19 protein-coding genes are annotated in these 20,261 nt (G+C 64.3%); 12 read left to right on the top strand and 7 right to left on the bottom strand.

Features of this window, described 5'->3' with window-relative positions; translation table 11 throughout:
- Nucleotides 1-131 precede the first annotated feature (131 nt).
- From FBY20_RS12380 to FBY20_RS12365, 4 genes are all read left to right on the top strand, one after another.
- Nucleotides 132-1,295 carry an ABC transporter substrate-binding protein gene (locus FBY20_RS12380; protein ID WP_056319508.1) on the top strand — a complete coding sequence of 388 codons (1,164 nt, stop codon included), beginning with the start codon at nucleotides 132-134 and terminating at the stop codon, nucleotides 1,293-1,295.
- A 140-nt stretch (nucleotides 1,296-1,435) separates the two neighbouring features.
- A complete protein-coding gene (locus FBY20_RS12375) occupies nucleotides 1,436-2,308 on the top strand; it encodes a branched-chain amino acid ABC transporter permease (protein WP_006216335.1) in 873 nt (290 codons plus the stop codon).
- A gap of 3 nt (nucleotides 2,309-2,311) precedes the next feature.
- Nucleotides 2,312-4,234 carry an ATP-binding cassette domain-containing protein gene (locus tag FBY20_RS12370; protein ID WP_142052413.1) on the top strand — a complete coding sequence of 641 codons (1,923 nt, stop codon included), beginning with the start codon at nucleotides 2,312-2,314 and terminating at the stop codon, nucleotides 4,232-4,234.
- 18 nt (nucleotides 4,235-4,252) lie between these two features.
- Entirely contained in the window at nucleotides 4,253-4,975 is a 723-nt protein-coding gene (locus tag FBY20_RS12365; RefSeq protein ID WP_142052410.1) for an ABC transporter ATP-binding protein, read from the top strand.
- A gap of 535 nt (nucleotides 4,976-5,510) precedes the next feature.
- On the opposite strand, the gene FBY20_RS12360 is transcribed toward FBY20_RS12365, so the two are convergent.
- The 4 genes from FBY20_RS12360 to FBY20_RS12345 form a co-directional block, all read right to left on the bottom strand.
- The gene (locus tag FBY20_RS12360; RefSeq protein ID WP_142051405.1) at nucleotides 5,511-6,485 is read right to left on the bottom strand and encodes an IS110 family transposase; all 975 of its coding nucleotides are present in this window, start codon (nucleotides 6,483-6,485) and stop codon (nucleotides 5,511-5,513) included.
- A gap of 875 nt (nucleotides 6,486-7,360) precedes the next feature.
- Nucleotides 7,361-7,786 carry an organic hydroperoxide resistance protein gene (locus tag FBY20_RS12355; RefSeq protein ID WP_056327382.1) on the bottom strand — a complete coding sequence of 142 codons (426 nt, stop codon included), beginning with the start codon at nucleotides 7,784-7,786 and terminating at the stop codon, nucleotides 7,361-7,363.
- A gap of 162 nt (nucleotides 7,787-7,948) precedes the next feature.
- Complete coding sequence (locus tag FBY20_RS12350) at nucleotides 7,949-8,410, bottom strand: MarR family winged helix-turn-helix transcriptional regulator (protein ID WP_056327380.1); 462 nt, start codon at nucleotides 8,408-8,410, stop codon at nucleotides 7,949-7,951.
- A 66-nt stretch (nucleotides 8,411-8,476) separates the two neighbouring features.
- Nucleotides 8,477-9,184: a Crp/Fnr family transcriptional regulator gene (locus FBY20_RS12345; RefSeq protein WP_056327378.1), complete on the bottom strand. Its 708-nt coding sequence runs from the start codon at nucleotides 9,182-9,184 to the stop codon at nucleotides 8,477-8,479.
- Nucleotides 9,185-9,352: 168 nt separating this feature from the next.
- Here FBY20_RS12345 and FBY20_RS12340 point away from each other — a divergent pair, with 168 nt between their 5' ends.
- The 7 genes from FBY20_RS12340 to FBY20_RS12310 all read left to right on the top strand — a co-directional run bounded on the left by FBY20_RS12340 (nucleotide 9,353) and on the right by FBY20_RS12310 (nucleotide 18,026).
- Nucleotides 9,353-11,329, top strand: a complete 1,977-nt coding sequence (locus FBY20_RS12340) for a long-chain fatty acid--CoA ligase (protein WP_056327376.1) — start codon at nucleotides 9,353-9,355, stop codon at nucleotides 11,327-11,329.
- A 5-nt stretch (nucleotides 11,330-11,334) separates the two neighbouring features.
- Nucleotides 11,335-12,234, top strand: coding sequence for an ABC transporter ATP-binding protein (locus FBY20_RS12335; RefSeq protein ID WP_142052407.1), 900 nt, complete (start codon nucleotides 11,335-11,337; stop codon nucleotides 12,232-12,234).
- A 9-nt stretch (nucleotides 12,235-12,243) separates the two neighbouring features.
- Entirely contained in the window at nucleotides 12,244-13,173 is a 930-nt protein-coding gene (locus tag FBY20_RS12330) for a branched-chain amino acid ABC transporter permease (protein ID WP_056327372.1), read from the top strand.
- A 23-nt stretch (nucleotides 13,174-13,196) separates the two neighbouring features.
- Nucleotides 13,197-14,261 (top strand): branched-chain amino acid ABC transporter permease, encoded by a 1,065-nt coding sequence (locus FBY20_RS12325; protein ID WP_056327370.1) that lies wholly within the window; start codon nucleotides 13,197-13,199, stop codon nucleotides 14,259-14,261.
- 134 nt (nucleotides 14,262-14,395) lie between these two features.
- A complete protein-coding gene (locus FBY20_RS12320; RefSeq protein ID WP_081100873.1) occupies nucleotides 14,396-15,733 on the top strand; it encodes an ABC transporter substrate-binding protein in 1,338 nt (445 codons plus the stop codon).
- Nucleotides 15,734-15,839: 106 nt separating this feature from the next.
- On the top strand, nucleotides 15,840-16,676 hold the full coding sequence (locus FBY20_RS12315; protein WP_142052405.1) for an ABC transporter ATP-binding protein: 837 nt from the start codon (nucleotides 15,840-15,842) through the stop codon (nucleotides 16,674-16,676).
- Between the two features lie 81 nt (nucleotides 16,677-16,757).
- Complete coding sequence (locus FBY20_RS12310) at nucleotides 16,758-18,026, top strand: phenylacetate--CoA ligase family protein (protein ID WP_142052402.1); 1,269 nt, start codon at nucleotides 16,758-16,760, stop codon at nucleotides 18,024-18,026.
- Between the two features lie 16 nt (nucleotides 18,027-18,042).
- On the opposite strand, the gene FBY20_RS12305 is transcribed toward FBY20_RS12310, so the two are convergent.
- Genes FBY20_RS12305 through FBY20_RS12295 form a run of 3 tightly spaced genes read right to left on the bottom strand, consistent with a single transcriptional unit; the run spans nucleotide 18,043 to nucleotide 19,233 of the window.
- Nucleotides 18,043-18,468: a DUF6691 family protein gene (locus tag FBY20_RS12305; protein WP_142052401.1), complete on the bottom strand. Its 426-nt coding sequence runs from the start codon at nucleotides 18,466-18,468 to the stop codon at nucleotides 18,043-18,045.
- A gap of 1 nt (nucleotide 18,469) precedes the next feature.
- Nucleotides 18,470-18,901, bottom strand: coding sequence for a YeeE/YedE family protein (locus tag FBY20_RS12300; protein ID WP_142052399.1), 432 nt, complete (start codon nucleotides 18,899-18,901; stop codon nucleotides 18,470-18,472).
- Nucleotides 18,898-19,233, bottom strand: a complete 336-nt coding sequence (locus FBY20_RS12295) for a helix-turn-helix transcriptional regulator (RefSeq protein WP_142052397.1) — start codon at nucleotides 19,231-19,233, stop codon at nucleotides 18,898-18,900. Before FBY20_RS12295 ends, FBY20_RS12300 begins: the two co-directional genes overlap by 4 nt.
- 130 nt (nucleotides 19,234-19,363) lie before the next feature.
- Here FBY20_RS12295 and FBY20_RS12290 point away from each other — a divergent pair, with 130 nt between their 5' ends.
- Nucleotides 19,364-20,227, top strand: a complete 864-nt coding sequence (locus tag FBY20_RS12290) for an MBL fold metallo-hydrolase (RefSeq protein ID WP_142052394.1) — start codon at nucleotides 19,364-19,366, stop codon at nucleotides 20,225-20,227.
- Nucleotides 20,228-20,261 lie beyond the last annotated feature (34 nt).

The following is a 20,261-nucleotide window of genomic DNA, read 5'->3' as shown; positions in this document are numbered from 1 at the left end:
CAGATTCGCGTAAGCGATTAAGCAGACAGTCACGACACGCAATAAAGGAGCGCGCCAACAAAACACCCCACGCCGACTGGCGCCGGCACACGGCTTTCCACGCAGTTCACCCAATTACAACGGAGACATCCATGGATTTTCGTTTGAAGCTGCTTGCAGGAACCCTTGCATTTGCCGTATCGGCCGCGTCCTACGCCGCCGACCCCATCAAGATCGGCGTGGCCGGCCCCTACACCGGCGGCTCGTCCTCCATGGGCGTCAGCATGCGCGACGGCGTGCGCCTGGCCATCGAAGAGATCAACAAGAACGGCGGCGTGCTCGGCCGCCAGCTCGTCGCTGTTGAACGCGATGACGAAGCCAAGAACGAGCGCGGCGTGCAGATCGCGCAGGAGCTGATCAACAAGGAACAGGTGACCGCCACCGTCGGCTACATCAACACGGGCGTGGCGCTGGCCTCCCAGCGCTTCTACCAGGACGCCAAGATTCCGGTGTTCAACAACGTGGCCACCGGCAGCGTGATCACGCATCAGTTCAAGGCGCCGGAATACCCCGACAACTACGTGTTCCGCAACGCGGCGCACGACAGCATCCAGGCCCCGATGATCGTCGAAGAAGCGATCACGCGCCGCGGCTTCAAGAAAGTGGCGATCCTGGCCGACTCCACCAACTACGGCCAGCTGGGCCGCGAAGATCTGGAGAAAGCGCTGGACGCCAAGGGCATCAAGCCCGTGGCCGTCGAAAAGTTCAACATCAAGGACGTCGACATGACGGCCCAGCTGCTCAAGGCCAAGGCCGCGGGCGCCGAAGCCGTGCTGACCTACGGCATCGGCCCCGAGCTGGCGCAGATCGCTAACGGCATGACCAAGCTGGGCTGGAAGGTGCCGATCATCGGCAGCTGGACGCTGTCCATGGCCAACTACATCGACAACTCCGGCGCCAACGGCGAAGGCGCGCGCATGCCGCAGACCTTCATCCAGGACCCGGACACGCCCAAGCGCAAGGCGTTCATCGACGCGTACCTGGCCAAGTTCAAGCCCAAGAACAACCGCATCGACTCGCCGGTGTCGGCCGCGCAGGGCTATGACTCGATCTTCCTGCTGGCAGCCGCCATCAAGCAGGCAAACTCCACCGACGGTCCCAAGGTGCGCGAAGCGCTTGAGAACCTGCAGACCCCGGTCGAGGGCGTGGTGATGACCTACAACAAGCCCTTCTCGCACGACAACCACGACGCGATCACCGCCAAGGAAGTGGTCATCGGCGAGGTCAAGGGCGGCCGGGTCGTCAAGGCCAACTAATCCCAACAAGCAGGAAGGCGGCGGCTGCCCGGCCGCCGCCGCCCGCGCCCCAAGCTCAGGGCGCGGGGCATGCAGCCGCCTGAAAACAGCGTTCTGCCCAAGGGGGTTGGGACGGAACACAGCGCCTCAAGACACACACCATGATTCTTCTACAGCTCATCTATAGCGGTATCGCGCTAGGCATGATCTACGCGGTCATTGCCTTCGGCTACCAGCTCACCTTCGCCACGTCCGGCACCTTGAACTTCGGCCAGGGCGAAGCCCTGATGCTGGGTGCGCTCGTCGGTCTGACGCTTGTCGGACTGGGCGTGAACTACTGGGTCATGATTCCCATCGTCTGCATCTTCGGCTTCGCGCAGGGCGCGCTGGTCGAGCGCGTGGGCGTGCGGCCCGCCATCAAGACGCGATCCGAATTCGGCTGGATCATGGCCACCATTGCGCTGGGCATCATCTTCAAGAACGTGGCCGAGAACATCTGGGGCCGCGACGACCTGCGCTTTCCCTCGCCGCTGCCCGAGGCGCCCATCCAGGTGCTGGGCGCGAACGTCTTGCCGATGGAGTTGCTGGTGGTGTTTGGCGCGCTGGGCATGATGATCCTGGTGGAAATCTTCAACCGCAAGTCGATCTACGGCAAGGCCTTCGTCGCCACATCCAACGACCGCGACGCGGCCGGCCTGATGGGCATCAACACGGGCATGGTCATCACGTTCTCGTACGCGCTCTCGTCGCTGACCGCGGCGTTCGCAGGCGTGCTGGTCGCGCCGCTGACGCTGACCGGCGCCACGATGGGCGCGGTGCTCGGCCTGAAGGCATTTGCCGTCGCGATCATTGGCGGCCTGTCCAGCGGGATGGGCGTCGTGGTGGGCGGGCTGATCCTGGGGATCGCCGAGACGACCACCGGTTTCTATCTATCTACGGGATACAAAGACGTGCCGGGATTGGTATTGCTGTTGCTCGTGCTGACCTTCAAGCCCGCCGGCCTGTTCGGCAAGACCGCGATCAAGAAGGTGTAAGCGATGAAACCCCTGCACCTTCTTCTATCCATCGTGGCCGTGGCCTGCCTGGCCGCCGTGCCGCTGGGCGTGACCAACACGTATTACCTGCACCTGATTGAAACCATCATGATCTATTCGATCCTGCTGTTCGGGCTCGATATCGTGGTGGGATACACCGGCCAGGTGTCGCTGGGCCACGCAGGCCTGTTCGGCATCGGCTCGTATGTGGCCGGCGTTCTGGTCTTTCACCTGCAGATTCCGATCTGGCTGACGCTACCCGCCGCCATCCTCATCGCCGCCGCGTTCGGCGCGGTGCTGGCCCTGCCGGCGCTGCGCGTCACGGGCCCCTATCTGGCGATGGTGACGCTGGCATTCGGCACGATCATCCAGATCCTGATCAACGAAATGACCTTCCTGACCGAAGGCCCGCTCGGCATCAAGATCTCCAAGCCGTCCATCGCCGGACACGTGCTGACCAAGGCCGAGTATTTCTGGCTGGTCGCCGCGCTGCTGGTGATCTCGCTGATCGTGGTGCACCGGATCCTGAAGTCGCACCTGGGCCGCTCGTTCGAAGCCCTGCGTGACAGCCCGATCGCCTCGGACTGCATGGGCGTGTCGGTGTACCGCCACAAGGTGATCGCGTTCGTCATCAGTGCGGGATTTGCCGGGCTGGCGGGCGCGCTGTATTCGTATTCGGAACAGTACATCTCGCCCAACACGTACAACTTCGAACTCACGATCCTGTTCCTGCTGGCCATCATCATGGGCGGACGCAAGAGCCGCACCGGCGCGCTGCTGGGCGCGTCGATCATCGTGCTGCTGCCCAAGATGCTGGACGACATCGGCACGTTCCGCCTGATCGCGCTGGCGGTGGCGATCCTGGTGACGGTAGGCAGCGCCGTGGCCATCTCGAAAGGCCGCACCGAACCGCGCAAGGTGGCGGTGCCAGTGATCGGGACGATCGTGCTGGCAGTCTTCTCGTACTGGCTGGAGGCCGTGACCGACTGGCGTCTGACCATCTTCGGCGCCATGATCCTGTTCGTCGTGTATTACCTGCCCGACGGCATCGTGGGCTTCGTGCGCAACCTGTTCTTCTCCACGCGCCGCGCCGCGCTGACGGTGAAGAAGGACCTGGTGAAGGAACAGGACGCCGTGCCCGACGCAGTAGCCGGCAAAGGCGAGACACTGCTGGCGGCCAAGAGCGTGCTGATGCAGTTTGGCGGCCTGAAGGCGCTGAACGAAGTGGACCTGACCGTCAAACGCGGCACGATCCACGGGCTGATCGGACCGAACGGCTCCGGCAAGAGCACGATGATGAACGTGCTGACCGGCATCTACGTGCCCACCGCCGGTGCGGTGGAGTTTTCCGGCAAGTCGCTTGTCGGCCTGCCCCCGGCCCATATCGCCGAGGCCGGCATCGCCCGCACATTCCAGAACGTGCAGCTCTTTGGCGAGATGACCGCGCTGGAGAACGTGCTGGTGGGCCTGCACCACACCTTCACGACGGGCCTGGCGGCCATCGCGCTGCGCACGCCCAAGTGGAAGACCGAAGAACAGGGCGCCCGGGCGCGGGCCATGGCGCTGCTGGAGTTCGTGGGGCTGGAGTCGCTGGCCAACGAAGAAGCGCGCAACCTGCCCTACGGCAAGCAGCGCCTGCTTGAGATCGCACGCGCGCTGGCGCTGGATCCGCAACTGCTGCTGCTGGACGAACCGGCGGCCGGCCTGACGGCGCCCGACATCGTGGAGCTGCTGGCCATCATCCGCAAGGTGCGCGATCACGGCATCACGCTGATCCTCATCGAACACCACATGGACGTGGTGATGGGCGTGTGCGACACCGTGTCGGTGCTGGACTTCGGCCAGAAGATCGCCGAAGGGCTGCCAAATGAAGTGCAAAGCAACGCCAAGGTGATCGAGGCGTATCTGGGCGGCGCGCCCGCCTGACGCCAAGGGGACAACAAGATGCTATCGATCAAGAATCTGGAAGCAGGCTACGGGAAAGTGAAGGTGCTGCACGGCATCAGCATGGAGGTGCCCAAGGCAAAGGTGGTCACGCTGATCGGGTCGAACGGGGCCGGCAAGACGACGACGATGCGGGCATTGTCGGGGATGATCCGGCCGACGGCGGGGGAGATCACGCTGGGCAGCAAGCGCATCGACGGGCTGGAGTCGCATCGGATTGCCCGCTTGGGACTGGCGCATTCGCCGGAGGGACGCCGGGTGTTTCCGACGCTGTCGGTGACGGACAACCTGCTGCTGGGCGCGTTTCCTCGCCTGACGGGCAGCCGGCCGAAGGGTGACGTGCAGGCGGATCTGGGGCGGGCGATGGATCTCTTCCCTCGGCTGAAGGAACGGCGCGATCAGCTGGCAGGCACGTTATCGGGCGGCGAGCAGCAGATGCTGGCGATGGCGCGTGCGGTGATGCTGAACCCGGAGCTGGTGCTGCTGGACGAGCCGTCGATGGGACTGGCGCCGATTCTGGTGGAGGAAGTGTTCCGTATCATTGCGCGGCTCAAGGAAGAAGGCGTGACGATGCTGCTGGTGGAGCAGTTCGCGGCGGCGGCGTTGAATGTCGCGGATTATGGGTATGTGCTGGAGAATGGGCGGATTTCTGTGCATGGGAGTGCGGACAAACTGAAGCATGATCCGGCGGTGGTGGCGTCTTATTTGGGTGGGTCGCATTGAGGTTTTTTGGGGTTTTTTTTTGGCTGGCGTTGAGGGTGGTTCTTTAGACGCCCGCCGCAGCGGGGGCCGAGGCGCGCGGGGCTACGATTGCGGTCCGGAGCCTTCGCTCCGGACTACCCCTTCGTCAACCTCGTACGCCTTCGGCTCCCTTCGGTTTCCCTCGGGCGCATCTACACGCCCCGCGCGCCTCGGCCCCCGCTGCGACGGGCTCTTGTAGATTCAGCTGTGCGGTCTGCGGGGCGAGTGGGGTTCTTTAGGTTCTTGCCCACGGTGGGGGGAGAGAGAAAGATCTTGCGGGGCCCGCCCGCGGCGGCCGCGCGGGCGGCCTTCGGGGGCTTACGCGGCGTCTTGCGTCGGGGCGATGACGCTTCGCGTGTGGCTGCTTCTGCTCTAGGTGTCTGACACCCTGGGGAGATTCGCTTCACACCGAGGGTGTCTCCCGAGGGTGTCAGACACCGGCAGCGGCAGACGCTCTTGGCAGGTTCAGGCAGCCGCGGCATTAATATGTCTAGATACCGTCTTGACCGTCAAGCGTTCAGGCGTAGTCGGGCCGATACGGTGTCCGAGTTTTAAGCACGCCGAAGCATAGATGCACCAGCTTTCTCATGGCCGCGCCTAGCGCGGCCATTTTGCTCTTTCCAGCTGCTAAGAGCCGCGCGTAAAGCGCACCAACGTGTGGGTTGAAGCGCTTGCTGACGATAGCGGCCATGTAGAGGGTGGCACGTACCGTGCTGGGACCCGTTTTAGATAGCCGCGGCCGGCTGTTCAGACTGGTGCCGGACTGGCGTTGCACCGGCACCACCCCCAGGTAGGAGGCCAAGCCCTCGGCTGACTCGATAGGTCGGTTATGCATGATCGACAGGATCGAGTTCCCCGCTCGATCCCCGATGCCGGGGATGCTGGTCAGCAGTTCCCGATCCTCCTTCAGGTCCGGGTGGCGGTCGATGTGGTCATTGATCGCATGATCCAGGCGTTTGATCTCTTCGCGCAGGAACGCGATCGTTTTGGCTATGGATCCCTCGACCAGCACGGGTGGATCACTGAACTGCGTCTTCTCCTGGCGATTGAGTTCGCGCTGCAGATCCTTGGCCAGCGCGTCGCGCCGAGCCAACAAGGCCCGTAGTTGACGGGCATGCAGCGGTGCGGGGCGCCACAGCCCAGGCTTGAGCGCCTGACCGTAGCGGGCCAGCACGTAGCTATCGATTCCATCGGTTTTGGAGCGCACCGCCAGCGCCCCAGCGAAGTCGCGCACCTGGGCAGGGTTGACCAACGAGACACTGACCGAAGCGTCATGCAGGGCCGTGGCAGCCTGCTCATGGTATTGCCCTGTGGGCTCGAGCACGGCATGCAACTGCGCCGGCTCGGCTCCCTGCTTGGCGCACCACTGCAGCAGCGTCTGCACGCCCGCTATCGAGTTGGGTACGACCTTGGTCTTGCGTTTGTTGGCATCGCTGCCAAGCAGCGCGCAATCCAGCTTCGCCTTAGAAACGTCAATTCCGAGAAAAAACATAAACCTAAGCTCCCTTGCCAATACCAAAGAAGCCCGCTGCGCCCACTTGCCTTGTACATACAGGGTCCAATGCCCTAGGCTACCGTCCAGTGTCCAGCCGGCTCAGAGGTGCGGAACCGAGGCGTAATCTGAACCACAAAGTCCAGGCTCTAGGTGTCTGAACACGCTCATCGGTCCGCTTGTAGCGATAGCTAATCACTACAGTGGCCAAGATACAAGGTGTCTGACACCCTGCTGAGATTCGCTTCACACCGAGGGCGTCTCCCAAGGGTGTCAGACACCGGCAGCCGCAGACGCTCTTGGCAGGTTCAGGCAGCCACGGCATTAATCGTCACTTGAACCCCGGTGCCCGATGGGCGGCGCGTACGGACCGGCAAGTTGTAGCTGACCGTCGCCGCGCCGCCCATCACCGCTCTCCCCCCCCTGCCGAGCGTCATTCGAAAACCGATTTGCGCCCGCGCGCAAGCGCCCGCCGCCACGACGTCCCACTGCCCCGATGCCGATTGCCGCCGCCCGGGCGGCAGCAATTCGGCGGCCCCGCAGATCTCCTGCCCTGTCCACAGGTCTTGTAGCGCGCAAACCAAAGACCCTCGCAGCACGGCGTCGCGGTCACCGTGGGTGCGAGCGCCGTCGATGCGCCCGAGGGAATCTGAAGGGAGCCGAAGGCGGACGAAGATGACAACGGGGTAGTCCGGAGCGAAGGCTCCGGACCGCAATCGTGGGCGATCGTGCCCACGGTGACCGCGGCGTCGGGCGACCTACGAAGCACTCGGCGTCGCCCAATAAAAAATGGGCCTATGCAGGCAACCGACCAACTCGGTCATCCCCTGCAAGGCCCACTTCCCCGTCACATCACCCTCAATGCAACGTCAACCTCAAACGATCGTCAGCGTCACGTCGATGTTGCCGCGCGTGGCGTTCGAGTACGGGCACACGATGTGTGCGGCTGCGACCAGCTTTTCGGCTTCGGCGCGGTCCAGGCCCGGCAGCGAGATCTTCAGTTCGACTTCAATGCCGAAGCCGGTGGGGATCGCGCCGATGCCGACGGTGCCGTTCACGGACACGTCTGCCGGGATCGCAATCTTGTCGCGGTTGGCGACGAACTTCATGGCGCCCAGGAAGCAGGCCGAGTAGCCGACGGCGAACAGTTGTTCGGGGTTCGTGCCTGCGGCGCCGGCGCCGCCCAGTTCGCGCGGGGTGGTCAGCTTGACGTCCAGGTTGCCGTCGTCGCTGACGCCACGGCCTTCGCGGCCTCCGGTGGCGGTGGCGTTGGCGCGGTAGAGGACTTTTTCGATAGACATGGTGTGGTTCCTTTGAATGAAGTTTGTACTGCTTGCCTTGCGGGACCCTTCCCGGGTTGGCGGTCAACGATGAACTTGCGGCTTGCCCGAAACTTTAAATAGTGAACAACAATATCGTGCGCTACTTATAAAACCGGATGATGACAGTCATCACCCGCAACCTCAAAGACTTTCGACCAGCTTTTCCCGCAGCGCGTGGAGCGTCTTCGTCATGCCCTGCGCTTCGTCCAGCGAACACTGCGCCGCCGCACCGACCGCATGCGGCACCGCTTCCGCCTTCTCGCGCAGGTCGCGGCCTTGCTTGGTCAGGCTCACGATTACCTGGCGTTCGTCGTTCACGGCGCGCTTGCGCGTCACCAGTCCGGCGGCTTCCAGGCGCTTGAGCAGCGGCGTCAGCGTCGCGGAATCCAGGAACAGGCGGTCGCCGATATCCGTCACCGTAATTTCGTCGCCTTCCCACAGCACCAGCATCACCAGGTATTGCGGATAGGTCAGATCCAGCCCGCGCAACAGCTTGCGGTACACCTTGTTCATCGCCAGCGAGGTCGAGTACAGGGCGAAGCACAACTGGCTGTCCAGCAGCAGCGGGTTGAAAGCGCCTTTGGTCTTGTTTCTGGATTTCATGGCGCAATATTAAATAGCGCGCGATTTATCGTCAACACTTTTTTTCGCGCCTCGGCTTGCCCCGGCTTACGCCGCCTGCTCCGTTTCCGACGTGCCCCGATCCGAGCCGTATTGCTTCAGGCCGTCCAGATCCAGCACGCGCACCGCACCGTATTCGACGTTCAACAATCCCGCTTCCTCCAGCTTGCGCAGCGCCTGATTGGCGCGCTGGCGCGAGACACGGGCCAGATAGCCGACTTCTTCCTGCGTAATCGTCAGGCGCATTCCCATGCCCGGATACAGCAAAGGGTTGAAGAGTTCGGCCAGGCAGCGGGCGACGCGCGCGTCGGGATCCAGCAGACGGTCGTACTCCGCCTTGCCGATGAACTGCGCCACGCGCTCGTTCAACTGGTGCAGCAGATAGCGGTTGAACGGAATACTGGTATCCAGCAACCAGTCGAACGTCGCGCCCGGCAGGCGCGCCACCACCGAGTCGCGCAGCGCCACGATGTCGTATTTGCGGACCTCGCGCTTCAGGAGCGAGCCTTCGCCGATCCAGCCGCCGGCGGGCACGCCCGTCAGCGATGCGACCTTGCCTTCTGAATTGCCCACCGACACCTTCACCAGTCCTGCAAGCACACCGATCCATGCCTGGGCGAGTTCGCCTTTGCGCTCTATGATCGATCCGGCAACGACCTGCTGCACGGAAAGGTCCCGCTCCACGCGCGCTTGCTGCTCTGCGTCGAGTACGCGGAACCAGGCGGCGGCGAGTTGCAGGGAGTCGGATAGCTGCATCGGGAATACCCTAAAAGGTCCTTGAATGTCGCGATGGTGACAGTTGGTAGCAACCCAACCTTATACCTTAACTCCTGCCGTAAATCTAAAACCAACTGGTCAAGCACGCCGCCGCAGCCGCTTCAACGCAGGCACCGCGCGCGATGCGCCCAAACCGGAGGAGACAACGTGGCACATTCATCGCCCGCATCTGCACAGATGCCGGCGGCGCCGGACACCTTTCCGGCGCTGCTGCTCGCGCATGCCAACGTTCGTGGGTCGCGGCCCGCGATACGAGAGAAAGACCTGGGGATCTGGCAAACCCTGACCTGGTCCGAAGTGGCGGAGCATGTCCGTCACGTCGCCCAGGGTCTCGCATCGCTTGGCATCCAGCCCGGCATGCACGTGGCCGTCATCGGCGAGAATCGCCCGCGTCTGTACATGGCCATGATGGCCGCGCAGTCGCTCGGTGCGATTCCCGTTCCGCTCTATCAGGACGCCGTGGCCCAGGAAATGGTCTACGTGCTGCAGGATGCGGAGATCAGCGTCGCGATCGTCGAGGACCAGGAACAGGTCGACAAGATGATCGAGGTGCGCGAGCAATGCCCTGCGCTCAAGCACGTCGTCTTCGACGACCCGCGCGGCCTGCGTCACTATGCCGATCCCATGCTGCTGTCTTATGAGCAGTTGGAAGCGCTGGGTGGCGAATACGCGGCCAAGCACCCCGACTTTTACACGCGCGCCGTGGCCGCCGTGCAGCCGCAGGACCCCGCGGCGATGTTCTACACATCCGGCACGACGGGCAAGCCCAAGGGCGTCGTGCTGACGCACCACGCCCTCATCGACCGCGCGCGCGCCGTGTCCGACATGGAAAAGCTGACCGACCAGGAAGACGTGCTGGCCTACCTGCCGCCCGCCTGGATCGGCCAGAACATGTTTTCGTACACGCAGCTGCTGGTCACGGGCTTCACGGTGAATCATCCCGAGTCGCCGGATACCGTGTCGATCGACATGCGCGACATTGGCCCCACCTATTACTTTGCGCCGCCGCGCGTGCTGGAAGGGCTGCTGACGCACGTGATGATCCGCATGGAAGACGCGGGATATCTCAAGCGCAAGCTGTTTGGCGCCTGCATGAAGCTGGCGCGCCGCGTCGGCACCAAGATTCTGGACGGCGAGTCCGTGAACGCCTGGGACCGCATGCGCTATGCACTGGGCAACGTGCTGATCTACGGCCCGCTGCGCAACGCGCTGGGCATGAGCCGCGTGCGCGTGGCCTACACGGCTGGCGAAGCGATCGGGCCGGATCTCTTTGTGTTCTACCGCTCCATCGGCATCAACCTCAAGCAGTTGTACGGGTCCACCGAGACCTCGGTTTTCGTCTGCGTGCAGCCCGACGGGCAGGTGCGCGACGACACCGTCGGACCGCCCGTGGCCGGCGTGGAAATCCGCGTGGCCGACAACGGCGAGATCCTGGTCAAGAGCCCGGGCCTGTTCAAGGAGTACTACCGCAATCCGGACGCCACGGCCGAGGCGCGCAGCGCCGACGGCTGGTTCCACACGGGCGATGCCGGTTACCTGGACACCGACGGACAGCTCAAGATCATCGATCGCGCCAAGGACGTGGGCAAGCTGGCCAACGGCAGCCTCTTCGCGCCCAAGTACATCGAGAACAAGCTCAAGTTCTTCCAGCACATCAAGGAAGCGGTGGCGTTTGGCGCGAACCGCGAGGATGTGTGCGCGTTCATCAACATCGACCTGGAAGCCGTGGGCAACTGGGCCGAGCGCCGCGGCCTGGCCTACGCCGGCTACACCGACCTGGCGGGCAAGGACGAGGTCTATCAGCTCATTGCCGAATGCGTGGAGCAGGTCAATGCGGACCTGGCGACCGATCCCAAGCTGGCCGCCTCGCAGATCAGCCGCTTCCTGATCCTGCACAAGGAACTGGACCCCGATGACGACGAGCTGACCCGCACGCGCAAGGTGCGCCGCGCCTTCATCGCGCAGAAGTATGGCGTGCTGATCGAGGCGCTCTTTGGCGGCAAGCAGTCGCAGTTCATCGAGACCGAAGTGAAATTCGAAGACGGACGCACCGGCAAGATTTCGGCGGACCTGCGGATCTGCCCCGTCAAGACGTTTCCCGCCATCACCGCCCGAGCCGCGTAGAGATCATGAGCCATAACGACCGCGACCAGCGTATCGGCGATGTCATGCTGGACATGCAGAACATCTCCCTGTCTTTCGGCGGCGTCAAGGCGCTGACCGATATTTCCTTCAACGTGCGCGAGCACGAGATCCGCGCCATCATCGGGCCCAACGGCGCGGGCAAGAGCTCCATGCTCAACGTCATCAACGGCGTGTACACGCCGCAGCAAGGCGGCATTGAATTCCGCAACCAGCGATTCTCGCGCATGAACCCGCGCCGCGCCGCCGAGATGGGCATCGCGCGCACGTTCCAGAACCTGGCGCTGTTCAAGGGCATGAGCGTGCTGGACAACATCATGACGGGCCGCAACCTGCGCATGAAGAGCGGCCTGCTGGCGCAGGCGTTCCGCCTGGGGCCCGCCGAGCGCGAAGAGATCCAGCATCGCGAGTTCGTCGAAAACATCATCGACTTCCTGGAAATCCAGGCCTACCGCAAGACGCCGGTCGGCCGCCTGCCCTACGGGCTGCAGAAGCGCGTGGACCTGGGCCGCGCGCTGGCGATGGAGCCGCGCCTGTTGCTGCTGGACGAACCGATGGCCGGGATGAACATCGAGGAAAAGCAGGACATGAGCCGCTTCATCCTGGATGTGAACGATGAGTTCGGCACGACCATCGTGCTGATCGAACACGACATGGGCGTGGTCATGGACATCTCGGACCGCGTGGTCGTGCTGGACTACGGCAAGAAGATCGGCGACGGCAAGCCCGATGAAGTTCGGGCAAATGAAGACGTCATTCGCGCGTACCTTGGCGTTGGCGGCGAAGCCGCCAGCGCCAAGGACGCGGTAGCGCAGGCAACCGCCCCCGCCCCTAACCCTCCCCCCAAGGGGGAGGGAGAAAGCTCGCTCCCTCACTCGAACGCCTGAAGGTGATGCATGGGATTTTTTCTAGAGACCTTATTCGGCGGCCTGATGAGCGGCATGCTGTACGCGCTGATCGGCCTGGGCTTCGTGCTGATCTTCAAGGCGTCCGGCGTCTTCAACTTCGCGCAGGGCGCGATGGTGCTGGTGGCGGCGCTGTCGATGGCGCGCTTTTCGGAATGGCTGCCGCGCTGGCTCGGCTTTGACAACATGATCCTGGCCAACGTGCTGGCGTTCATTGTCAGCGCGATCGTGATGTTCCTGCTGGCCGTGGCGATCGAACGCTTCGTGCTGCGCCATCTGGTCAACCAGGAAGCCACCACGCTCCTGATGGCCACGCTGGGCATCAGCTATTTCCTGGACGGACTGGGCCAGATCACGTTCGGCAGCTCGGTGTATTCCATCAATGTCGGCATGCCCAAGGATCCGCTGTTGATCCTGGACTCGGTGTTCGAGGGGGGGCTGCTCATCAACCTGGAGGACCTGACCGCCGCGGTCATTGCGGCGCTGCTGGTGGCGGCGCTGGCGCTCTTCTTCCAGTACACCTCGACGGGCCGTGCGCTGCGAGCGGTGGCCGACGACCATCAGGCCGCGCAGTCGATCGGCATTCCGCTGAACCGCATCTGGGTGATCGTGTGGAGCGTGGCGGGTCTGGTGGCGCTGGTGGCCGGGATCATCTGGGGATCGAAGTTCGGCGTGCAGTTCACGTTGTCCACCGCCGCGCTGCGCGCGTTGCCGGTGGTGATCCTGGGCGGTTTGACGTCGGTGCCGGGCGCCATTCTGGGCGGGCTCATCATCGGGGTGGGGGAAAAGCTGTCCGAGGTGTATCTGGGGTCGCTGGTGGGCGGCGGCATCGAAATCTGGTTCGCCTATGTGCTGGCGCTGGTGTTCCTGCTGTTCCGCCCGCAAGGGCTGTTCGGCGAGAAGATCATCGACCGCGTCTAAGCCTGCGTCACCGAGGATAAAACATGTTCTATCGCGAAAACGGCCAATTCAAGACCAGCTATCGCGCTGACCAGCAGATCTTCCCGATCCGCCAGGATCGCGTCTTCATCTGGCTGCTGATGGCGGTGGCGTTCATCGCCGTGCCGGCGATGGCCAGCGACTATCTGCTGCGCGCCATCCTGATTCCGTTCCTGATCCTGGCGCTGGCCGCCGTGGGCCTGAACATCCTGGTCGGCTACTGCGGCCAGATTTCGCTGGGCACGGGCGCCTTCATGGCGGTGGGCGCGTATGCGGCGTGGAACTTCGGCGTGCGCTTTCCCGGCATGCCGCTGGTGGTGCAGATTCTGTTGGGCGGCTGCTTTGCCACCCTTGTCGGCGTGATCTTCGGCATCCCCAGCCTGCGCATCCGTGGCCTGTACCTCGCGGTGGCGACACTGGCCGCGCAGTTCTTCGTGGACTGGGCGTTCCTGCGCATTCCCTTCTTCACCAACTATTCGTCCTCGGGCAGCGTGTCGGTGCCGCCGCTCACGGCCTTCGGGCTGCCGGTGCAGAGCGCCATGGAGAAGTACCTGTTCGTGCTGATCCTGGTCGTCATCTTCAGCCTGTTGGCCAAGAACCTGGTGCGCGGCGCCATCGGACGCCAATGGATGGCGATCCGCGACATGGACGTCGCCGCTTCCGTCATCGGCATCCGGCCCATGTACGCCAAGCTGACGGCGTTTGCGGTCAGTTCGTTCATCGTCGGCGTGGCCGGCGCCTTGTGGGGCTACATCCACCTGGGTTCGTGGGAGCCGCTGGCGTTCGACCTGGGCCGCTCGTTCCAGCTGCTGTTCATGGTCATCATCGGCGGGCTGGGCTCGATCATCGGCAGCTTCTTCGGCGCCGCGTTCATCGTGCTGGTGCCCGTGGCGCTATCCAACATCCCGCACATGCTGGGCCTGCCGCTGTCGGTGGACACCGCCGCCCATATCGAGCACATGGTGTTCGGCGCGCTGATCGTGTTCTTCCTGATCGCCGAGCCGCACGGCCTGGCGCGGCTGTGGAGCATCGGCAAGGAGAAGTTGAGGATCTGGCCGTTCCCGCACTGATCGTGTTTCGTTTTGATTTCCGTGGGTCCATCGCAGCACAACCGCGCTGGACCCCCGCCCCGAATACCCGGCTCAAGACCGGGCCAATCCCGGTGTCACAGGGTTGACCGACCCAAACACCACGCAGGAGGTAAATGGAGATGAAGCGTCTTAACCTGAAGTTGGCGGCAGCCTTGATGGCCGCAGCCGGCGCCGCAGGCGCCGTGGCCACGCCGGCAATGGCGGCCGAAGAGCAGTTCGTTCCGTTGCTGGTGTATCGCACGGGATCGTTCGCGCCGCTGGGCATTCCCTGGGCCGATGGCAAGCTGGATTACCTGAAGCTCGTGAACGAGCGCGATGGCGGCGTGAACGGCGTCAAGATCACGTATGAAGAATGCGAAACCGCCTACGCCACGGACCGCGGCGTGGAATGCTACGAGCGCCTGAAGGGCAAGGGCACCGGCGCATCGGGCTTCGACACACAGTCCACCGGCATCACCTTCGCGGTCAGCGACAAGGCCATCGTCGACAAGGTGCCCGTGGAAACGATGGGCTACGGCCTGTCGCAATCGGTGGACGGCAGCGTGTTCGAGTGGAACTTCCCGCTCTTGGGCACGTACTGGACCGCCGCCGACGTGATGATCCAGGACATCGCCAAGAAAGAAGGCGGCATGGACAAGCTCAAGGGCAAGAAGATCGCCCTGGTTTATCACGACTCGCCCTACGGCAAGGAACCGATCCCCCTGCTGCAAAAACGCGCCGCCAAGGAAGGCTTTGAATTGCTGCTGTACCCGGTGACGGCGCCGGGCGTGGAGCAGAAGTCCACCTGGCTGCAGATCCGCCAGGCGCGCCCGAACTACGTGCTGCTGTGGAGCGCGGGCATCATGACGCCCACCGCCATCCGCGAAGCGCAGGCCAGCGGCTATCCGCGCGACAAGATGTACGCGATCTGGTGGGCCGGCTCGGAAGGCGACGTCAAGGACCTGGGCGATGTCGCCAAGGGCTACAACGCCATCACCATCCACAACAGCGGCGCCGACAGCGACAAGGTCTACGACGATCTGAAGAAGTACGTCTACGACAAGGGCCAGGGCGCGGACAAGACCGGCAAGACCACGTTGGGCACCATCGCCCACACGCGCGGCATGATGATTTCGATGCTGCAGGTCGAAGCGATCCGCGCCGCGCAGGAGAAGTACGGCAAGGGCAAGGCGCTGACGCCGGAGCAGGTGCGCTGGGGCTTCGAGAACCTGGACCTGACGCAGGAAAAGCTCGACAAGCTGGGCTTTGGCCAGATCATGCGTCCGGTCAAGACCTCGTGCGCCAACCACAAGGGCGACGACTGGGCCCGCATCGTGCAGTGGGACGGTTCCAAGTTCAAGGTCGTTTCCGACTGGTATCAGGCCGACAAGACGATCCTGGACCCGATGGTCAAGGAATCGGCGGCCAAGTACGCCAAGGAAAAGAACATTACGCCCCGCAAGTGTGAGTGATGCCCCTGGAGCGCCCGCGGCGGCCACGCCGCGGGTGCGCAACGCAAGTTGATATGACCCGGCGGCCGGCTTTCCGGCCGGCCGCCGCCACGCTGCAGGAATGTTTATGAACGACGCCAATATTGCCGCCGCAGGCGCCCCGCCGGTGCTGCTCGATGTGAACGGCATCGAGGTGATCTACAACCACGTGATCCTGGTGCTCAAGGGCGTGTCCCTGCAGGTGCCGGAAGGCAGGATCGTGGCGCTGCTGGGCGCGAACGGCGCGGGCAAGACCACCACGCTGCGCGCGATCTCCAATCTGCTCAAGGGCGAACGCGGCGACGTCACCAAGGGCAACATCCAGTACCGCGGCCAACGCATCGAAAAGCTGACGCCGGCCGAGCTGGTCAAGCGCGGCGTCGTGCAGGTGATGGAAGGCCGGCACTGCTTTGCCCACCTCACCATCGAGGAAAACCTGCTGACCGGCGCCTATACGCGCAGCATGAGCCGCGGCGACACCGCCGCCGCGCTGGAACGGGTCTACCAGTATTTCCCGCGCTTGAAGCAGCGGCGCACCAGCCAGTCCGGATACACCTCGGGCGGCGAGCAGCAGATGACCGCGATCGGCCGCGCGCTGATGGCCAACCCGAACATGATCCTGCTGGATGAACCGTCGATGGGTCTTGCGCCGCAGATCGTCGAAGAAATCTTCGAGATCGTGCGCGACCTGAACCAGCGCGAGCGCGTGAGCTTTCTGTTGGCCGAGCAGAACACCAACATCGCCCTGCGCTACGCCGATTACGGCTACATCCTGGAGAACGGGCGCGTGATGATGGACGGCGCCGCGTCCGACCTGGCGCAGAACGAGGACGTCAAGGAGTTTTACCTGGGCATCTCCAGCGGCGAGCGCAAGAGTTTCCGGGACAACAAGTTCTACCGCCGCCGCAAACGCTGGCTGGCCTGATTTCCGACGCGGGCAAGCCAGCGCTTGCCGCATGGCGCCGGCAACGGCGCCGCCAACCGGCACACGAGAAGGTGCGATTCCATGTCCGAGTTTTTCGATGACCTCGAAACCCGCGCGCCCGAGCAACGCGAGCGCGATCTGATGGCGGCCCTGCCTGGGGCGATTGCGCGGGCCATCGCGCGCGCGCCGGCCATCGCCGAGCAATTGCGCGGCGTGGACCCGGCCACGGTCACCTCGCGCGAGGCGCTGGCCCGGCTGCCGGTGCTGCGCAAGCACGAATTGCTTGAACGCCAGCAGCACAGCCGCGATGACGCCGCCCGGCCCGCTGGGCCCGCCAAGGCCTTCGGCGGCTTTTCCGCCATCGGCTGGGGCGAAGCGATGCGGGTGTTTGCCTCGCCCGGCCCGATCTACGAACCGGAAAGCGCGCGCTCGGATTACTGGCGCTTTGCGCGCGCCCTGTACGCGGCGGGCTTTCGCGCCGGCGAACTGGCCTACAACTGCTTTTCGTACCACTTCACGCCGGCCGGCTCGATGATGGAGACGGCCGCGCACGCGGTGGGTTGCACCGTATTCCCCGGCGGTACCGGACAGACCGAACAGCAGGTGCGCGCGATTCAGGACCTATCGCCCAGCGGCTACACCGGCACGCCCAGCTTCCTGAAGATCATCCTGGAAAAGTCCGATGAACTGGGCGTGAAGCTCGATTCGCTGCGCCGCGCGCTGGTTTCCGGAGAGGCCTTCCCGCCCTCGCTGCGCGACTGGCTGGCGGCGCGCGGCATCGATGGCTACCAGGCGTACGGCAGCGCCGACCTGGGCATGATCGCTTTCGAGACGCCTGCCCGCGAGGGGCTGGTGGTGGGCGAGGACATCATCGTCGAAATCGTGCGTCCGGGCACTGGCGAGCCCGTGCGCGACGGCGAAGTTGGCGAGGTCGTGGTGACCACGCTGAACCCCGATTACCCGCTGGTGCGGTTCGGCACCGGCGACCTGTCGGCGGTGATGCCGGGCATTTCGCCGTGCGGGCGCACCAACACCCGCATCAAGGGCTGGATGGGGCGCGCCGACCAGACGACCAAGGTGCGCGGCATGTTCGTGCACCCCTCGCAGGTGGCCGACGTGGTCCGGCGGCATCCGGAAATCCTGCGGGCGCGGCTGGTCATCAGCGGCAGCACGGGCTCGGACCGCATGGTGCTCAAGGTGGAGTCGCGCGAGCAGAACGATGACCTGGCCAAGCGCATCGCCGATTCGGCGCGCGACGTGACCAAGCTGCGCGCCGATGTGCAATGGGTGGACGAAGGCGGCCTGCCGAACGACGGCAAGGTGATCGACGACATCCGCACGTACGAGTAAGGCGGCGGACGCGGGGTCAGGCCCCGCCGCGCCGGGCGCGTTCGATGATGGCGTGGATCGCCATCCCCGCAAGCATGGCGACCACAAAAATACCGGCCTCGCCGATGCCGGCCGCCGCGGCGACGACGGCGGGTCCGGGACAGAATCCCGCCACGCCCCAGCCCACGCCAAACGCCAGGCTGCCGCCGGCCAGACGCCAGTCCAGCTGCGTGGCCTGCGGCCAGCGCATGGGTTCGCCCGACAGGCTGGCGCGGCGGCGACGCAAGCGCGCAAATCCGATGCTGGCCACGACGACGGCGCCCCCCATCACGAACGCCAGGGTGGGATTCCACAAGCCCGCCAGGTCCAGAAAACCCAACACGCGCGCGGGGTCGGCAAGTCCCGACACCAACAGGCCGAATCCGAAGACGAGCCCGGCGGCAAAAGCGTAGATCGCAGCCATGTCAGCCTCCCACCGCGTGGCGCAAGACGTAGACCGTCACGAATCCGGCCGCCATGAAGATTGCCGTCGCGACGAACGAACGGCGAGATCCGCGGGACAGGCCGCAGACGCCGTGGCCGCTGGTGCAGCCGGACCCGTATCGCGTGCCGATCCCGACGAGCAGGCCGGCCACGATCAGCCGGGGCGTGCTGGCATCGACGGTGATGGACGGCAGAGTGGCGAACAGCCGGTAGACCCACGGCGCGGCGCACAGTCCCAGCAGGAAGGCCACGCGCCAACCGTCGCCTCGCGTCGGGGTGAAAAAACCGCCCACGATGCCGCTGATGCCGGCAATGCGCCCGGCGCCAAGCATCAGCAAGACCGCGCCGGCGCCGATAAGGAAACCCCCCGCCGTACCGGCGATCGGCGTAAAGGCAGACCAGTCCACGTTCATTTGAGGGACTCCAGTGCACGTCCGCAGTACAGGCTGGACAGGGTCTTCATCACCTGGCTGACCTCGAAACTGGCCATCTGGTAGTAGACGTACTTGCCTTCGCGCCGCGTGACGACGAGGCCTTCGTCGCGCAGCACGCCAAGCTGCTGCGAGAGCGTGGGCTGGCGGATCCCGGTCAGCGATTCCAGCTCGCCGACGTTGCGTTCGTTGTGGACCAGCTGGCACAAGAGGAGCAAGCGGTCTTCGTTGGCCAGGGCCTTGAGCAGCGTGCAGGCCTGGGAGGCCGATTCACGCAGGGAGGAGACTTCACATTCGGTAAGCGGGGCATTCATGGCGGGGCGCTGACAGTGGAGGAAAAACGAGACAACAGCGTCGTCATTATATTTCTGAATAAACTATTCGCAAATATTATTTTTTTACGTAAACTGTTCCGACGTGCCCGCCCTCCATTCCCGAGCCCCCATGAATCCGCACATCCAGGCCTTCTTTGATCCCGTCACGTCGACCATCACCTACGTCGTCCACGAGGCAGGGCCCGGCGGCGCCTGCGCCATCATCGATTCGGTGCTGGACTTCGACCCCAAGTCGGGCCGCACCAGCACCGCCAATGCGGACCGTGTGGCCGACTATGTCCGCGCGCGCGGCCTGCGGACGGTCTGGTTGCTGGAAACCCATGCCCACGCCGATCACCTGTCCGCCGCGCCTTATCTGCAGCGGCAGCTGGGCGGCGTCATCGCCATCGGCCAAAGCATCCGCAGCGTGCAGGGCGTGTTCAAGAAGATCCTGAACCTGGAGCCGGCGTTTCAGCTCGATGGATCGCAGTTCGGCCATCTGTTCGCCGACGGCGAGACCTTTCAGATCGGCGCGCTGACCGCCACGGCGGTGCACGTGCCGGGACACACGCCGGCCGACATGGCCTACCTGATCGGCGACGCGGCATTTGTGGGCGACACGCTGTTCATGCCCGATGTCGGCACGGCGCGCTGCGATTTCCCGGGCGGCGATGCGCACCTGCTGTACCAGTCGATCCGGCGCCTCTTGAGCCTGCCCGACGACACGCGCCTCTTCATGTGTCACGACTATCCGCCCGAGGGCCGCGACGCCGCCTGGCAGACCACCGTGGCCGACCAGCGCCGCGGCAACATCCACGTGCGCGATGGCATCACCGAAGATGAATTCGTCGCCATGCGCACCCGGCGGGACGCGACACTGTCGATGCCCACGCTGATCCTGCCCGCCATCCAGGTGAACATCCGCGCGGGACATTTCCCGCCGGCCGAGGACAACGGCGTGCGGTATCTGAAGATTCCCGTCAACGCGCTTTGACACCTGGCCGCGGCGCACTTGCGCCGCACGGCCA

Origin of the sequence: Achromobacter sp. SLBN-14, from assembly GCF_006715415.1 — a bacterium.
In the GTDB taxonomy this organism is placed as follows: domain Bacteria; phylum Pseudomonadota; class Gammaproteobacteria; order Burkholderiales; family Burkholderiaceae_B; genus Achromobacter; species Achromobacter mucicolens.
This window is presented reverse-complemented; position numbering and strand designations above follow the sequence as displayed.

What these genes read in the sequence shown, in the direction of transcription:
- FBY20_RS12365 (WP_142052410.1), top strand. Translation starts at nt 4,253, where the DNA reads ATGCTATCGATCAAGAATCTGGAAGCAGGCTACGGGAAAGTGAAGGTG.
- FBY20_RS12375 (WP_006216335.1), top strand. Translation starts at nt 1,436, where the DNA reads ATGATTCTTCTACAGCTCATCTATAGCGGTATCGCGCTAGGCATGATC.
- FBY20_RS12370 (WP_142052413.1), top strand. Translation starts at nt 2,312, where the DNA reads ATGAAACCCCTGCACCTTCTTCTATCCATCGTGGCCGTGGCCTGCCTG.
- FBY20_RS12380 (WP_056319508.1), top strand. Translation starts at nt 132, where the DNA reads ATGGATTTTCGTTTGAAGCTGCTTGCAGGAACCCTTGCATTTGCCGTA.
- FBY20_RS12300 (WP_142052399.1), bottom strand. Translation starts at nt 18,901, where the DNA reads ATGAACGTGGACTGGTCTGCCTTTACGCCGATCGCCGGTACGGCGGGG.
- FBY20_RS12305 (WP_142052401.1), bottom strand. Translation starts at nt 18,468, where the DNA reads ATGGCTGCGATCTACGCTTTTGCCGCCGGGCTCGTCTTCGGATTCGGC.
- FBY20_RS12325 (WP_056327370.1), top strand. Translation starts at nt 13,197, where the DNA reads ATGTTCTATCGCGAAAACGGCCAATTCAAGACCAGCTATCGCGCTGAC.
- FBY20_RS12310 (WP_142052402.1), top strand. Translation starts at nt 16,758, where the DNA reads ATGTCCGAGTTTTTCGATGACCTCGAAACCCGCGCGCCCGAGCAACGC.
- FBY20_RS12330 (WP_056327372.1), top strand. Translation starts at nt 12,244, where the DNA reads ATGGGATTTTTTCTAGAGACCTTATTCGGCGGCCTGATGAGCGGCATG.
- FBY20_RS12290 (WP_142052394.1), top strand. Translation starts at nt 19,364, where the DNA reads ATGAATCCGCACATCCAGGCCTTCTTTGATCCCGTCACGTCGACCATC.
- FBY20_RS12345 (WP_056327378.1), bottom strand. Translation starts at nt 9,184, where the DNA reads ATGCAGCTATCCGACTCCCTGCAACTCGCCGCCGCCTGGTTCCGCGTA.
- FBY20_RS12360 (WP_142051405.1), bottom strand. Translation starts at nt 6,485, where the DNA reads ATGTTTTTTCTCGGAATTGACGTTTCTAAGGCGAAGCTGGATTGCGCG.
- FBY20_RS12350 (WP_056327380.1), bottom strand. Translation starts at nt 8,410, where the DNA reads ATGAAATCCAGAAACAAGACCAAAGGCGCTTTCAACCCGCTGCTGCTG.
- FBY20_RS12315 (WP_142052405.1), top strand. Translation starts at nt 15,840, where the DNA reads ATGAACGACGCCAATATTGCCGCCGCAGGCGCCCCGCCGGTGCTGCTC.
- FBY20_RS12295 (WP_142052397.1), bottom strand. Translation starts at nt 19,233, where the DNA reads ATGAATGCCCCGCTTACCGAATGTGAAGTCTCCTCCCTGCGTGAATCG.
- FBY20_RS12335 (WP_142052407.1), top strand. Translation starts at nt 11,335, where the DNA reads ATGAGCCATAACGACCGCGACCAGCGTATCGGCGATGTCATGCTGGAC.
- FBY20_RS12320 (WP_081100873.1), top strand. Translation starts at nt 14,396, where the DNA reads ATGGAGATGAAGCGTCTTAACCTGAAGTTGGCGGCAGCCTTGATGGCC.
- FBY20_RS12355 (WP_056327382.1), bottom strand. Translation starts at nt 7,786, where the DNA reads ATGTCTATCGAAAAAGTCCTCTACCGCGCCAACGCCACCGCCACCGGA.